Source organism: Lysobacter sp. CA196, from assembly GCF_052078695.1.
Classification (GTDB): domain Bacteria; phylum Pseudomonadota; class Gammaproteobacteria; order Xanthomonadales; family Xanthomonadaceae; genus Lysobacter.
Window position 1 is genome coordinate 138476 of record NZ_JBQJIN010000005.1, and the last position, 13594, is coordinate 152069.

A 13594-nucleotide genomic window follows, 5' to 3' on the forward strand; every position below is an offset into this window, starting at 1 on the left:
GAGGGCGTGATGGCATGCAGCCTGTTCAGCTTACAGAGCGGTGCGGCTCAGTTCCCGAACATCGGTAGCAACGCTATCGCGAGCACGACGCCGACATAGAGTAGCCATAGCAGGCCGCCCAGTACGAGCACCACGATCGCGACCGGTCCCAGATCGCGGCGCTGCATCTCCGGTCGGCCGGTGTAGGCCCAGCGGTCGACCACCTGGGTCTTGGCCAGGATGTCGTGCAGGCCGCGCTTGCGCTCGGTGAAGGCGATCATCAGGAAGCCGACGCACAGGCTCAGGTAGGACAGCAGGCTGGACGCCCAGCGGCCCAGCGCGCGCATCCGGGTCAGGCGGCGGCCGTCGGCGTCGACGACTTTGATCCCGACCGCGAGCTTGCCGAGGGTGGCCTGCATCGACGAGGACTCGAAGCCGACGTAATAGGCCGCGCTGATCAGGCCGATGCAGGTGTAGACCACGCCCATCAGCACCGCGATGGCGACGCCGGGGTTCTCCAGCCACGCCGCCGAGGACAGCCCCGAGGCCGAGGACATGCCGAAGCCGATCAGGCCGACGGTCAGGACCATGCTGACCGCGTAGTAGGCGATGCCGACCAGCAGCGAGTCGATCATGTAGGCGGCCAGACGCTTCCAGAAGCCGACATGGACGACCTCGAAGCCGTGGACGACGGTGGTGTCGTCGGCGACGCCGGCGCGTGGTGCGGCATAGGGCGAGGCGGGCTCGGCCGCCGCGCTGGTGTCGTCGAGGTCCGATGCGGCAGGCGCCGCAGTGGCCGTGGCCGCCGCGGGCGCGGCGGTCACGCTGGCCGCGGCTTGGGGTTGGGCAGGGGCGGTCTGGCGGTCCGCCGGAACCGCTGCAGCGCCGGCCTGGGCTTCCTGCGGGCGCTCGGGCCCGGCCGCGAAGCCGGGCTCGGCGACCAGGTCATGGGCGAGCTCCCGCCAGGGGCGCCACTGCGCCAGGCCGTCGCGCCAGACCAAGGTCTCGGGGCCCAGCTCGCCGCTGCGGTGGCGCGCGGCCATGTCGGCGCCGTCGAGCGGTCCGTGCCGGTTGCGCTCGGCGTCGCTGTAATACCACTGGCTCATCGCGAATCTCGGTCCTGTCCTGGTTCGTCGGTTGTATACAGAGGTTCTACGTGGATACGGTCGGGCGCCGGCATCGCCGCCCGCTCAGATCAGCCGCGGCAGCTTTGCGGCAGCAGGCGGTCTTCGATTTCCGAGCTGCAGGTCCACTCGCCGCTGGAGGGGTCGAACTCCAGCCAGACCTTCTGGCCGTCGGCCTTGCTGCCGATGCCGCGCAGCTCGATTTCGATGCCGCAGCCTTCCAGTTCGCCGAACTTGACCGAAGCCACGCGCGGGCTGGCGTAGGCGACCGCGGGCTGGAAGCCCTTGCTGTCGTTGCCCGGGCATTCCTCGTTGGCGGCCACGTACTCGGCGACCTGGAGCTTGTACTGGCCCGAGCCGTTGATGGCCTCGGTGATCTTGGCCCGCACCGTGTAGTCCTGGTAGGCCGGCAAGGCGATCGCGGCGAGGATGCCGAACACCGGCAGCGCGACCACGGCCAGCACGATCGCGACGATCGCGCAGCCGGACAGGCCGCGGCGCGGTGGCGGCGCCTGACGCTGGTTGAAATGCGCGGCGGCGGCGTCGGCCGGGTTGGCCGACCGCGTCGAATAGGGCGGCGGACCCGATGCGGTCGGGGTCTGCGGCGGCAACGGCGGCGGTACCACCGGACGCGGCGCCGACGACAGCAAGTCCTCGTCCAGGCCGAGTTCGCTCGACAGGCGCTCGAGCGGCTGCCATTCGCGCAGGCCTTCGCGCCACAGCAAGGTGTCGCGCTGGATGCGGCCTTCGCGGTAGTGGCCGCGCACGGCGTCGGCATCGATCGGGCCGACACGGCCCTGGGCGGCGTCGTGGTAATACCAATTGGTCATGCTGTCCCCCTGATCTCGCGATCGTCCTTGTGAGTGAGCCGCCGGCGCGGTCGGACCCGGAGCACGGGTGCCATCGGCCGGACGCGGCTATGCCCTCCGCGGCCGCCCCAGGCGCGCGGTGGACGCAAGAAACTAGCATGTCGGCCGGCGGATCGGCCTTCGGATCGACCTGGGAAGCGTGGGCGAGCGGCGATGGCGGCTCGTGCCGCAGCCGGGGGCCGCGGCTTGGGTGGCGTCGCCGTCGCGACGACGCCAGGCCGGCGTCAGTGCACCGGCTCGGGTTCGTCGGCGAACATCTGGGTTTCCATCCAGGCGTAGGCCGCCTCGGAGCCGGGCTGGTTGAACAGGACCATCAGCACGACCCATTTCAGGTCGTCCAGGTCGAGTTCGTCCTGGTCCAGCGCCATGGCGCGGTCGAGCACGAGTTCGCGCTGGCCGGCGTCGAGGATGCCGTGCTGCTCCAGGAACAGCAGGAAGCCGCGGCATTCGACGTCGAGCTTGTCGAGTTCGGGGCCGAAATAGACCCGGGTCGGGCCGCCGGTGCGCGGCGGGCTGACGGCCGGGCGCTGCAAGGCCAGCGCATCGAGCCACTCGAACGCTTTGTTGATCTCTGCGGGACTGAACCCGGCCTGGCCCAACTCATCGAACAAGGGGCCGCTGCGGAGCGAATCGCGGTCGCGGACAAGGTCCGCATCTTCAGTGAAGTAATGCTCGAAAAGGTACAGCAGGACGTCCAGGATGCTCTCTTTCATTTCCCTCGGCCTGCGCCGCATGCGGCGCGGTGAGTAGGAGTTGCTGATTGACCGTCGGGCGGCCGACCTGCCTCAGTCGGACCGCTCGGCGATGGCGTGGTTCAGCGGTTGCGGAAATAACGGCCGTGCTGCGCCGCGACGCGACCCTCAAGCTCCATGACCAGCAGCATGGAGGACAGTTCCGCGGTCGTCAATCCAGTCCGTTCGACCAGTAGATCCATACCGGTTGGGTCGTGGCCCAAGGCGTCCCACAAGGACTGGTAGTCGGGATCTGCGAAATCCGGGCGGCCGTTAACTCCCTGAGCCGGGTCGTCGCCATCGTGATCGCCCTCCATGACGGCCGCGTGGCTGGCAGAGATGGGGATGCCCAGGCGACGGCGCAAGTCGTCGGCCAGCTCGGTCGCGAGCGGGGCCAGGGCGGCGGCGACTTCGCCCGCGCTTTCGACCAGGCCGGCGCCCTCGCGGATCAGCCGATGGCAGCCGCGGGCGAGCGGGTTGTGGATCGAGCCGGGCACGGCGAACACCTCGCGCCCGCATTCGCTGGCCAGGCGCGCGGTGATCAGCGCGCCGGAGCGTTCGGCCGCCTCGATCACCAGGGTGCCGAGGCTGAGCCCGGCGAGGATGCGGTTGCGGCTCGGGAAGTGCTCGGGGCGGGCCTGGGTGCCGGGCAGGTGTTCGCTGATCAAGGCGCCTTCGGCGGCGATGCGCGCGTGCAGGTCGGCGTTGTTGCGTGGGTAAGCGATGTCGGGGCCGGTGCCGAGCACCGCCAGGGTGACCCCGCCGGCGTCGAGCGCGGCGCGGTGGGCGGCGGTGTCGACCCCGGCGGCCAGGCCGCTGGCGACCGCGAGCCCGGAGCGCGCCAGGGCGCGGGCGAAATCGGCGGCGTTGTCGCGCCCGCCCGGGGTCGGCGAGCGGCTGCCGACCACGGCCACGGCCGGATGCCAGAGCAGGGCCGGCTCGCCGGCGACGAACAACGCCAGCGGCGGATTCGGCGCGCGCCGCAACAGGCCGGGGTAGTCGGGGTCGTGCCAGCCGACCAGGTGATGATGCGGGGCGTGCAGCCAATCGAGGGCCCGCGCCAGGGCGTCCTGGTCGGGGGCGCGCAAGGCCTCGATTTGCTTGGGGGTTAGCCCGGCGGCTTGCCACTGGCCCGTACCTGCGGCCAAGGCCGCGGCCGGGCCGGGGTGGAGTTCGAGCAATTGCCGCCGTGCTGCGCTGGCGCCGCCGGCGGCGATGAGGGTCAACAGGGCGTGGAGGTCGTCGTCGGACAACTGGATCTGGGGCGAAGGCATGCACCAGCCTAGCCTGCAAACGACGACGGCGCCCGAAGGCGCCGTCGTGGATCGCTGTAGGAAAAGCCCGCAGGCTTCTCCTCAGTGGTCAGACAAACCGATCAATAGGCCGCATCGGGATGCTTGAGCTCGTAGCCGACCTTGGTCTGGCGTACGCCGTCCATGATCAGGCCGTAGCTGACCTTGTCGAAGGTGCGGAAGACCATCACGTGACCGGAGAACTCGTCCGGCAGGCGCACGCGCGAGGCCTTGCCGACCAGGGTCGGGTCGCGGTCCGCACCGACCTTGACCCGGTCGACCGCGCGGGTGCCGATCCGCCAGGTCGAGAACACCGTGCCGTTGTCGATGCCGTCGCGGGCGCCGACCGACAGGGCGATCACGTCGCGCGGGCCGCCGTGCTTGACCAGGTCCGCCACCGCCAGGACCTGGGCGCGACCGTAGTCGAACTGGGCCTTGGGCGGGTGCGGGAAGAACTGCAGGTCGTAGGGCTGGGCTTCGACCGGGATCAGACGGTCGCCGACGCGGATCTCGCGGCCGGTGTCGTCGATGACCAGGGTGCTGGCCTCCATCCCGTTCTCGGCGCCGCGGCTGACGGTGCCGGTCGAGACCTGCATCAGCTCGTAGCCGAGCAGCTCGCGGCCCTTGTCCGGCACGACCACGTCGGTCCAGATGGCTTCGAAGTCGACCGTGCGGCGACCGCGGAAGTCCAGGTCGGCGGCGCGCATGATGTCGCAGCAGGCCACGCGATCCAGGCGGGTATAGCGCTGGGTCGGGCGGACCACGGCATAACGCGTGCCCGGGGTTTGGTCCGGCAGGTTCTTGATGTAGGCGACCTGGCCCTGGGTAACGCGCAGGCGGTCCTCTTCAAGACCGACCACGTAGGGCATCTGCTCGAACTCGTCCACGACCCGAAGGTTCTTCAGGAACGGCTCGATGTCCGACAGCGGGATGCCGCTGATCGGGGCCTCCTGGCGCGGACCCGGTTTGACCTGGGCCGCGACGCGGTCGAGGTAGGCCAGCGAGATCACGTCGCCCGGATAGATCAGGTGCGGGTTCTTGATCTGCGGGTTGGCCTGCCAGATTTCCGGCCACAGCCACGGCCGCTTCAGGAAGCGAGCCGAGATGTCCCACAGGGTGTCGCCCCGTTTCACCACGTAGGTGTCGGGGTGGTCGCCACGCAGTTCCGCCGCAATGGCGTACGTGGCAACAGTCAGCAACGCGGCGGCGAAAACCGCGCGGATCGGTTTAAACATGGCGGCCATCTACCTGATTCCCCTTCCAGGTTTGCCCTCTGCGGGCACCCGGACTATAGCCCAGAAGGTGCAAACGTTAGCAGGCCTTTGCAGCCTATAACGGGGTTACAATGCAACCAAAGCTTGCGTATGTGACCCACGCCCCCATTTTCGACGCCATGGCCCTGCTCCCAATCCTCGAATTCCCCGATCCCCGTCTGCGGACGAAGGCCGTGCCGGTCGAAGCCGCGCACGTGACCTCGCCGCAGTTCCAGACGCTGCTCGACGACATGTTCGAGACCATGTACGAATGCCCCGGCATCGGCCTGGCCGCGAGCCAGGTCGACGTGCACCAGCGCTTCATGGTCATCGACGTGTCGGAAGAAAAGAACCAGCCGATGGTGTTCGTCAATCCGGAGATCGTCGCCAAATCCGGCGAGCAGGTCTACCAGGAAGGCTGCCTGTCGGTGCCCGGCATCTTCGCCGACGTGACCCGCGCCAACGAGATCACCGTCAAGGCGATCGGCCGCGACGGCGCGGCGTTCGAACTCAGCGCCGACGGTCTGCTCGCGGTCTGCGTGCAGCACGAAATGGATCACCTCGACGGCAAGCTGTTCGTCGACTACCTCTCGCCGCTCAAGCGCGAGATGGTGCGCAAGAAGCTCGCCAAGCAGCGCCGCCAGTCGGCCTGAGCGCCAGGCATCGAAGCGGGAGCGGGGGATCGGCGTGGCGCCGTGCGGCGCGCGCAGGTGTCCGGCTCCCGTTCTGCTTTTCTGTAGTCTTGAACGCCTGCGCAGTCTCGAACGCCGGGCGCGCACCGCGAGCGCGCCGACCCGACCCGCGGCGGTCCGCGCGGACTTCTCTTTAACTCGATTCCCGAACCTATGCGCATCGTATTCGCCGGTACTCCCGACTTCGCCGTACCGAGCCTGCGCGCCGCCGCGCAGCGCAACGAGGTGGTGGCCGTCTGCACCCAGCCCGATCGCCCCGCCGGGCGCGGACGCGAGCTGGCGCTGTCGCCGGTCAAGCGCGAAGCCCTGTCGCGCGGTCTGCCGGTGATGCAGCCGGAGAACTTCAAGAGCGCGGCCTCGCGCGCGGCGCTGCGCGAGCTGCAGCCCGACTTGATGGTGGTGGTGGCCTACGGCCTGATCCTGCCGCAGTCGGTGCTCGACATTCCGAGCTACGGTTGCTGGAACGTGCACGCTTCGCTGCTGCCGCGCTGGCGCGGTGCGGCGCCGATCCAGCGCGCGATCGAGGCCGGCGACCGCGACAGCGGCGTGTGTCTGATGCAGATGGAAAAGGGCCTGGACACCGGGCCGGTGCTGCTGTCGCAAACGCTGTCGATCGGCGAGACCGAGACCGGCGGGCAACTGCACGACCGTCTGGCTGCGCTCGGCGCACAGGTGCTGACCGATGGGCTGGGCCTGTTGCGCGCCGGCATGCGCCCGATCGCGCAGCCGCAGCCGCAGGAAGGCGTGACCTATGCGCACAAGCTCGACAAGGCCGAGGCGCGCCTGGACTGGAACCAGCCGGCGCCGGCGTTGGCGAACAAGGTGCGCGCCTTCAATCCCTGGCCGATGGCCGATGCGAGCATCGCCGGCGAACGCGTGCGCGTGCACGGTGCGATCGCCGTGCCGCTGCAGCATTCGGTCGAGCCCGGCAGCGTGCTGCAGGCCGGGCGCGAAGGCATCGACATCGCCTGCGGCGAAGGCGCCTTGCGCATCCGCGTGTTGCAACGCGACGGCGGCAAGGCGATCACCGCCGCGGATTATTTGAACGGCCGGCGCGACCTCGCCGTCGCGCGCTGAGCATGAGCGACCGGCGCGCCCCGACCGACCGAATGCCTGGCGACAGCCTGCACAGCGGCAGTCGGCCGCGCGCGATCGCCGCGCGCGTGCTCGACGCGGTGATGCATCGCGGCCGTTCGCTCAAGGCCGAACTGGCGACCGCGCTGCCGGGCTTGTCCGACCCGCGCGACCGCGCCCTGGTCGAGGCGATCTGCTTCGCCGTGTTGCGCCAGCCGCTGCGCTACGAGGGCGCGCTCGCCGCCTGGATGGCGCGGCCGCTGACCCGTCGCGACGGCGAACTGCGCGTGCTGCTGTATGTCGGCCTGGCCCAGCTCGATCCGTTGCAATTGCCGGCGCACGCCGCGCTCGACTCCACCGTCGAGGCCGCGCGCGGCCTGGGGTATCCGCACCAGGCCGGCATGGTCAATGCGCTGCTGCGCCGCGCCCAGCGCGAAGGCCTGCCGGCGGTCGACCCGAAACATTCGCACTGGCCGAGTTGGTTGCGCGGGCGCCTGCGCCGCGACTGGCCCGAGCACTACGAGGCGATCCTCGCCGAAAGCGCGGTGCCGGCGCCGATGTGGTTGCGGGTCAACGCGCGCCGCGTCGCCCGCGACGCTTATCGCGAGCGACTCGCCGAGGCCGGCCTGGAAGCCGAGGCGGTCGACGGGTTGCCCGATGCGCTGCGTCTGCAAGGCTCGGCGGCGATCGCTGCGCTGCCCGGGTTCGCCGAGGGCGCGGTGTCGATCCAGGACGCCTCTGCGCAATTGGTCGCCGACGCGATCGCGGCCGCGCCCGGGGCGCGCGTGCTCGACGCCTGTGCCGCGCCCGGCGGCAAGAGCGCGCACCTGCTCGAACGCGACCCGGCCCTGCGCCTGACCGCGCTCGATGTCGATGCGGCGCGTTTGCAACGCGTGCGCAGCGGCTTGGTCCGTCTGGGCCTGGCCGAGCGCGCCGAGTTGCGCGTGGCCGATGCCGCCGACCTGCAGGCTTGGTGGGACGGCACGCCCTTCGATGCGGTGTTGCTGGATGCGCCGTGCTCGGCGACCGGCATCGTCCGCCGCCAGCCCGACGTGGTCATGCACCGGCGCGAGTCCGACATCGCCGCGCTGACCCAGTTGCAGGCGCGCCTGCTCGATGCGCTGTGGCAGACCGTCGCCCCGGGCGGCGCGCTGCTGTACGCGACCTGCTCGATCCTGACCGAGGAGAACGAGCGCCAGGTGCGCGAGTTCCTGGCCCGTACCGACGATGCGCGCGCCGAGGCGCTGCCGGCGCAGTTCGGCCACGACCGCGAGGTCGGCCGCCAGCGGCTGCCGGGCGACGGCGGCGGCGATGGCTTCTTCTACGCCCGCCTGCGCCGTAACGCTTGAGCCCAAGAGTGAGTGCAAGAGTGAGCGCAGGCCCAGATTGAAGGGCCCGCCTCTCCTCCCGATGCGGGCCGCCGCTTATGATCTGCACACGCTCAAAGGCCTGCGCATGTTCGAAAGCGCCCGTTCCCGTCCCGCCTGGTTGTTCTGGATCGTCGCCTGGCTGGTGCTCGGGGCCGGTCTCGGCCTGCGCGATCCCTGGCCCGCCGACGAACCGCGTTTCGCCCTGGTCGCCATGCAGATGGTCGAGAGCGGCCAATGGCTGTTCCCGCATCGCGGCGGCGAGCTGTACTCGGACAAGCCGCCGTTCTTCATGTGGATGCAGGCGCTGTCCTATCTGGCCACCGGCCAGTGGCGGGTCGCTTTCCTGCTGCCTTCGTTGCTGGCCGCGCTCGGCACCTTGTGGTGCGTGGTCGACCTCGGCCGGCGCCTGTGGACGCCGCGGGTCGGTTACTACGCCGGCTGGGCGCTGCTGTTGACCGTGCACTTCGTCTACCAGTCGAAGAAGGCGCAGATCGATCCGCTGGTGGTGTTCTGGATCACCCTGGCCAATTACGGTCTGTTGCGCCATCTGCTGACCGGCCCGTCCTGGCGCTGGTGGGTGCTGGGCTGGTTCGCCGCCGGCATGGGCACCATCACCAAGGGCGTCGGTGCGCTCGCCCTGTTGATGTTGGCGCCGCTCGCGCTCGCCGCGGTGCTGCGGCCGCTGCGCGCCGCGCTGGCACCCGGCGGCGTGGCGCACCGCGGCCTGGCCTGGGTCGAGATGCCGGTGCGCGCCGGCATCGGCCGCGGTTACTTCTGGCTCGGGCCGCTCGCGTTCGCGTTCGCGGTCGCCTTGTGGATCGCGCCGATGGTGACGGTGGCGTTGACCCATCCCGACCCCGCCTACCGCGGTTACCTCGACGACCTGCTGTTCCGCCAGACCGCTCAGCGTTATTCCAATTCCTGGGATCACCACCAGCCGCCCTGGTACCACCTCGGGGTGATGCTCTCGATGTGGCTGCCGCTGATGTTCGCCTTGCCCTGGGCGCTGCCGGCCTGGCGCCGGCGCCTGGCCCGGCTCGATCCGCGTTATGTGCTACCGCTGGCCTGGTGGCTGCTGGTGGTCGTGTTCTTCTCGATCCCCGAGGGCAAACGCGACGTCTACATCCTGCCGGCGCTGCCGATGGCCTGCCTGATGTTCGCGCCGTTGTTGCCGGGCATCCTGCGCCGGGCCTGGCCGCGCCGGATCGGCTTCGCCTTCGCCGCGGCGATCGTCCTGGCCCTGCTCGGGGTGGGTCTGTCGATGTGGTTCGGCACCCCCGGCTTCGAGCGCAAGCTGATCGCCGAACGCGATTTCACCGACGGTGCGCACGGACTGGCCGCGGGCGTGCTGGCGATCGCCGCCTGGGGTGTGGCGGCGCTGTTGTGGGCCGGGCTGCGCCGTCCGATCCTCGGCATGGCCGCGACCCTGTGCGGGCTGTGGGTGTTGAACGGCGTGCTGGTGGCGCCGGTGCTCAACGACTCCTCGTCGGCGCGCGGCGTGATGACCAAGGTCGCCGAGCGCATCGGTCCCGATGCCGAGCTCGGCCTGGTCGCCTGGAAAGAGCAGAATCTGTTGCGGGCGCAGTCGCGCACCACCACCTTCGGCTTCAAAATGCGTTGGCCCGAGCAACTGAAACAAGGCCTGGCCTGGCAAGCCCAGGCCCCGCGGACGCGTTGGCTGTTGGTACAGGATCCGGCGCTGCCGGCCTGCGTCGACCGCAACCGCGCCCAAATAGGTGGACGCTCCAATCGCCGCATCTGGTGGCTGGTGCCGTACGCTGCGCGCGAAACCTGTCCCGCCGCACCGCCGCTGCGGCCACATGAAGACGATACGGACTGATCCGTGCCCCAACCGCAAGTACCCGACGTTTCTTACCGCCCCGAGGCCCTCGCAGGCGAGTCGCGCCGCCTGGCCCTGGCTCGCCGCACGCTCGACATCGCCCTGTTCTGCCTGCCGGCGCTGTTGATCTCCACGCCGTGGGGGCTGCTGCCGTTCACCGCGCTGGCGCTGGCTGCGTTCTTGATGGCGCCGGGCCAGATCGCCCGCGGTTACCGCGAGATCGGCGGCGCGCTGCGTCTGCTGTTGCTGATGGCGATCGCGGTGGCGGTGATCGTGGCGGTCTCGACCTTTCTGCACGATGTGCGCTGGCGCGAGGCCGACAACCGCCTGCGCCTGTTGACCCTGCCGTTCTTCGCCCTGATGGCCTACGCCTACCGGCCGTCGCGGCGCTGGCTGTGGGCTGGCGCCCTGGTCGGCCTGGCCGGCGCCTTCGCGGTGGCGGTCTACCAGGTCGGCGGCGGCATGGACCGCGCCGCCGGCTGGACCGCCAATGCCATCGTCTATGCCGAGGCGGTGATCGCCTTGATCGTGCTGGCGGTGTTCTGCCGCCCGTCCGGCGAGTTGCTGTGGACCACCCTGGCCTGCGCGCTCGGCGTGGTGACCGTCGCCCTCAGCGGCAGCCGCGGCACCTGGCCGGGCGTGTTGATCGTGCTGCTGATCGGCTTGCTGGTCAGCGGCGGTCGCGCGCGCCGGGTCTCGTGGGCGGTACTGGCGACCTTGGCCTTGGGTGCGGTCGCGGCGTTGTGGATCGGCCCGCTGGCCGAGCAGACCCGGATCGAGGAATTGCGCTCGGACGTCCACCGGCTCCGCGAGGGCGACAGCGCTTCCTCGCTCGGCGCGCGCCTGAGCCTGTTGTCGCTGGCCGGGCAAACCTTCGTCGCGCATCCGCTCGACGGCATCGGCGTCGGCAGTTTCGGCCGCGCGGTGAGCGCCTTGCCGGAATGCCGTCCGCCGGCGGCACGGGTCGGCTTCTGCCGGCTCACTCATGCCCACAGCGACGTGCCGGAATGGGCCGCGACCATGGGCCTGCCGGGCCTGCTGGCGATCCTGGCGATTTATTTATTGCCGCTGGTGTTGTTCGCCCAGCGCCTGCGTGCGTTGCCGGCCGGGCGTTCGCGCAGCAGCGCGCTCGGCGGCTTGGTGCTGGTGCTGGTCTACATCGCCAGCGGCCTGACCCAGTCGATGTTCGCGCACCAACTGGTCGCGTCGTTCTATGCGGTCGCGGTCGGCCTGTTGTACGGCTTCAGCCTGCGCGAGGCGCGCAGCGACGAGGCCGCGACCTGATAGGCGCTCAGCCGCGCGGCGTGCCGGCGTCGTCCCGGCGCGGCGGCGTGGTCAGCGGTTGGCCGCGGTCGAGCATCCACAGCATGATGGTCTTCTGGCGCACGTAATTGGCGCGCACGTAGGCGTAGACCAGGCCGTGCCAGCCGTCGAGGAAGCCCGCGCGCAGCACGTAGCCGCGCCAGAAGCGCCACGCCGGCGCCAACACCAGCTTGCTCAGGCTCGCGCGCTTGCCGCGCGCATGCTCGTGCTCGGCCATCATCCGCGCGTAGCGCTCGGTCTTGCTCAGTTGCTGTTCGAGCGAGCGATAGGGGTAGTGGATGAGGTCGCCGGCCAAGGTCGCGACCGCGCCGTCGACGCTGGCCGCTTCGTGGATCTCGCGCTGGCCGCGCCAGCCGCCGCGGCGGCGGTCGAACAGGCGCAGGACCCGGTCCGGATACGCATTGCCGTGGCGCAGGAACTTGCCGAAATACGCCGACAGACGCGCGAAGCGGTAGCCGGCGGCGGCGTCGAAGCCGCGCGCGCGCGCCGCTTCGATCGAGGCGCGCAGCGGCGCATCGACACGCTCGTCGGCGTCCAGGCACAACACCCAGTCGTGTGCGGCCTGTTCGACCGCGAACTGTTTCTGGCTGCGGAAACCGTCGAAAGCGCGCTGCAGCACGCGCGCGCCGGCGGCTTCGGCGATCGCCGCGGTGGCGTCGCTGGAATAGGAATCGACCACCACCACCTCGTCGCAGAACGCCAGCGAGGCGATGCAGTCGCCGATTCGGTCGGCTTCGTTGAACGCGATGATGCAGGCCGACAGGCGCGGTCGTTCGGCGACGGGCGAGGGCGTGTCGATGGTGGCGGTCCGGCGGTTGGGTGGGGGTGTGGCGGCTTGGGGGCAGGATACTCCGGCGGCGGGGAGCGAGTTGAGAGGAGTGAGAAACGAGAAGCGAGGAACGAGTGAACCTCCGGGCCAGCTACTCGTTCCTCTAAACTCGTTCCTGGCTTCTCGGCGTTCCCTCCATGTCCGACTACCTCCTGTTCGCCACCGAGCGCTACGCCTTGCCGATCCTGCGGCCGCTGGCCGATGCGCTGCATGCGGCCGGCCACACCGCCCATGCCTGGTTCGCCGACGGCGCCGCGGCCTCAGCCCTGCCGGCGCCGGTGCGCATGCTCGCGCCCGGGCGCGACGGCCTGCGCGCGGCGGTCGCGCTGAAGCCGCGTGCGGTGTTCAGCGCGGCGAACTGGGTGCCGCCGTTCGTCGCCGGCGCCAAGGTGCAGTTGTTCCATGGCTTCAACGTCGAGAAGCGCGAAGATGCGCGCGGCCACTTCCGCGTGCGCGGCCTGTTCGATCTGTACTGCACGCAAGGCCCGGCGACGACCGCGCCGTTCCGCGCGCTGGCCGCGCAGGCCGGGCATTTCGTCGTGGTCGAGACCGGTTGGCCCAAGCTCGACCCCTTGTTCGGCGACGACGACGGCGGCGCGGCGAAATGGCGCCGCCTCGCCGGCCGCCGCCAGACCGTGTTGTTCGCCTCGACCTTCACCGAACGCCTCAGCGCCGCGCCGCATCTGCTGGACGCGATCGCCGCCCAGATCGACTCCGGCGAGCGCTACTGGCTGCTGACCCTGCATCCCAAGTGCGCGCCGGAACTGTTCGAGCGTTACCGCGCGCTGTCCGGCCCCAATGCGACCTTCGTCGAAACCGAAGAGCTGATCTCGGCGCAGCGCGCGGCCGACGTACTGGTCGCCGACACCACCTCGGTGGTGTCGGAGTTCATCGTCCAGCGCAAACCGGTGGTGACCTTCCGCAACCGCACGCCGAAGCCGCACATGATCGATTTCGACGATCCGGCGGCGCTGCCGGCGAAGCTCAAACAGGCGTTCGCACCGAGCCCGGAGTTGCAGGCCGCGATCGACGCTTATGCCGACGCGATCCATCCCTATCGCGACGGGCGCTCGTCGCAGCGTGTGATCGCCGCGACCGAGGACTTGCTCGGCGGCCGTCTCGGCCGTCTGCAGCGCAAGCCGTGGTCGTCGCTGCTGCGCGGCCTGCAGATCCGCCGCGAGCTGGGGTACTGGGGACGCGGCGCCTGAGCGCCGCGCT

General features: G+C 70.2%; 12 protein-coding genes. 6 read left to right on the forward strand and 6 right to left on the reverse strand.

Annotated features, from left to right (window positions below; translation table 11 throughout):
• Positions 1-47: 47 nt before the first annotated feature.
• From ACTOWK_RS07005 to ACTOWK_RS07025, 5 genes are all read right to left on the reverse strand, one after another.
• Positions 48-1085: an RDD family protein gene (locus ACTOWK_RS07005; RefSeq protein WP_441329462.1), complete on the reverse strand. Its 1038-nt coding sequence runs from the start codon at positions 1083-1085 to the stop codon at positions 48-50.
• Positions 1086-1174: 89 nt separating this feature from the next.
• The gene (locus ACTOWK_RS07010; protein ID WP_441329463.1) at positions 1175-1933 is read right to left on the reverse strand and encodes a pilin; all 759 of its coding nucleotides are present in this window, start codon (positions 1931-1933) and stop codon (positions 1175-1177) included.
• A 263-nt stretch (positions 1934-2196) separates the two neighbouring features.
• A complete protein-coding gene (locus tag ACTOWK_RS07015) occupies positions 2197-2685 on the reverse strand; it encodes a DUF494 family protein (protein ID WP_435397398.1) in 489 nt (162 codons plus the stop codon).
• A gap of 101 nt (positions 2686-2786) precedes the next feature.
• Positions 2787-3977 (reverse strand): DNA-processing protein DprA, encoded by a 1191-nt coding sequence (gene dprA / locus ACTOWK_RS07020; protein WP_441329464.1) that lies wholly within the window; start codon positions 3975-3977, stop codon positions 2787-2789.
• A 101-nt stretch (positions 3978-4078) separates the two neighbouring features.
• The gene (locus tag ACTOWK_RS07025) at positions 4079-5230 is read right to left on the reverse strand and encodes a LysM peptidoglycan-binding domain-containing protein (RefSeq protein ID WP_441329550.1); all 1152 of its coding nucleotides are present in this window, start codon (positions 5228-5230) and stop codon (positions 4079-4081) included.
• Between the two features lie 158 nt (positions 5231-5388).
• Between ACTOWK_RS07025 and def the strand changes: the two genes are divergently transcribed.
• The 5 genes from def to ACTOWK_RS07050 all read left to right on the forward strand — a co-directional run bounded on the left by def (position 5389) and on the right by ACTOWK_RS07050 (position 11508).
• On the forward strand, positions 5389-5901 hold the full coding sequence (gene def / locus ACTOWK_RS07030) for a peptide deformylase (protein WP_441329465.1): 513 nt from the start codon (positions 5389-5391) through the stop codon (positions 5899-5901).
• A 192-nt stretch (positions 5902-6093) separates the two neighbouring features.
• Positions 6094-7017, forward strand: coding sequence for a methionyl-tRNA formyltransferase (gene fmt, locus ACTOWK_RS07035; RefSeq protein WP_441329466.1), 924 nt, complete (start codon positions 6094-6096; stop codon positions 7015-7017).
• A gap of 32 nt (positions 7018-7049) precedes the next feature.
• The gene (rsmB, locus tag ACTOWK_RS07040; RefSeq protein WP_441329467.1) at positions 7050-8363 is read left to right on the forward strand and encodes a 16S rRNA (cytosine(967)-C(5))-methyltransferase RsmB; all 1314 of its coding nucleotides are present in this window, start codon (positions 7050-7052) and stop codon (positions 8361-8363) included.
• A gap of 106 nt (positions 8364-8469) precedes the next feature.
• Positions 8470-10224, forward strand: coding sequence for an ArnT family glycosyltransferase (locus ACTOWK_RS07045; RefSeq protein ID WP_441329468.1), 1755 nt, complete (start codon positions 8470-8472; stop codon positions 10222-10224).
• A gap of 3 nt (positions 10225-10227) precedes the next feature.
• Positions 10228-11508 (forward strand): O-antigen ligase family protein, encoded by a 1281-nt coding sequence (locus ACTOWK_RS07050; RefSeq protein WP_441329469.1) that lies wholly within the window; start codon positions 10228-10230, stop codon positions 11506-11508.
• A 7-nt stretch (positions 11509-11515) separates the two neighbouring features.
• Here the strand turns inward: ACTOWK_RS07050 and ACTOWK_RS07055 are convergent, their stop codons facing one another.
• Complete coding sequence (locus ACTOWK_RS07055; RefSeq protein ID WP_441329551.1) at positions 11516-12346, reverse strand: glycosyltransferase family 2 protein; 831 nt, start codon at positions 12344-12346, stop codon at positions 11516-11518.
• 167 nt (positions 12347-12513) lie between these two features.
• Here ACTOWK_RS07055 and ACTOWK_RS07060 point away from each other — a divergent pair, with 167 nt between their 5' ends.
• On the forward strand, positions 12514-13584 hold the full coding sequence (locus tag ACTOWK_RS07060; RefSeq protein WP_441329470.1) for a CDP-glycerol glycerophosphotransferase family protein: 1071 nt from the start codon (positions 12514-12516) through the stop codon (positions 13582-13584).
• The last annotated feature ends 10 nt before the right edge of the window (positions 13585-13594 follow it).

What these genes read in the sequence shown, in the direction of transcription:
- ACTOWK_RS07005 (WP_441329462.1), bottom strand. Translation starts at nt 1,085, where the DNA reads ATGAGCCAGTGGTATTACAGCGACGCCGAGCGCAACCGGCACGGACCG.
- ACTOWK_RS07010 (WP_441329463.1), bottom strand. Translation starts at nt 1,933, where the DNA reads ATGACCAATTGGTATTACCACGACGCCGCCCAGGGCCGTGTCGGCCCG.
- ACTOWK_RS07015 (WP_435397398.1), bottom strand. Translation starts at nt 2,685, where the DNA reads ATGAAAGAGAGCATCCTGGACGTCCTGCTGTACCTTTTCGAGCATTAC.
- dprA (WP_441329464.1), bottom strand. Translation starts at nt 3,977, where the DNA reads ATGCCTTCGCCCCAGATCCAGTTGTCCGACGACGACCTCCACGCCCTG.
- ACTOWK_RS07025 (WP_441329550.1), bottom strand. Translation starts at nt 5,230, where the DNA reads ATGTTTAAACCGATCCGCGCGGTTTTCGCCGCCGCGTTGCTGACTGTT.
- def (WP_441329465.1), top strand. Translation starts at nt 5,389, where the DNA reads ATGGCCCTGCTCCCAATCCTCGAATTCCCCGATCCCCGTCTGCGGACG.
- fmt (WP_441329466.1), top strand. Translation starts at nt 6,094, where the DNA reads ATGCGCATCGTATTCGCCGGTACTCCCGACTTCGCCGTACCGAGCCTG.
- rsmB (WP_441329467.1), top strand. Translation starts at nt 7,050, where the DNA reads ATGCCTGGCGACAGCCTGCACAGCGGCAGTCGGCCGCGCGCGATCGCC.
- ACTOWK_RS07045 (WP_441329468.1), top strand. Translation starts at nt 8,470, where the DNA reads ATGTTCGAAAGCGCCCGTTCCCGTCCCGCCTGGTTGTTCTGGATCGTC.
- ACTOWK_RS07060 (WP_441329470.1), top strand. Translation starts at nt 12,514, where the DNA reads ATGTCCGACTACCTCCTGTTCGCCACCGAGCGCTACGCCTTGCCGATC.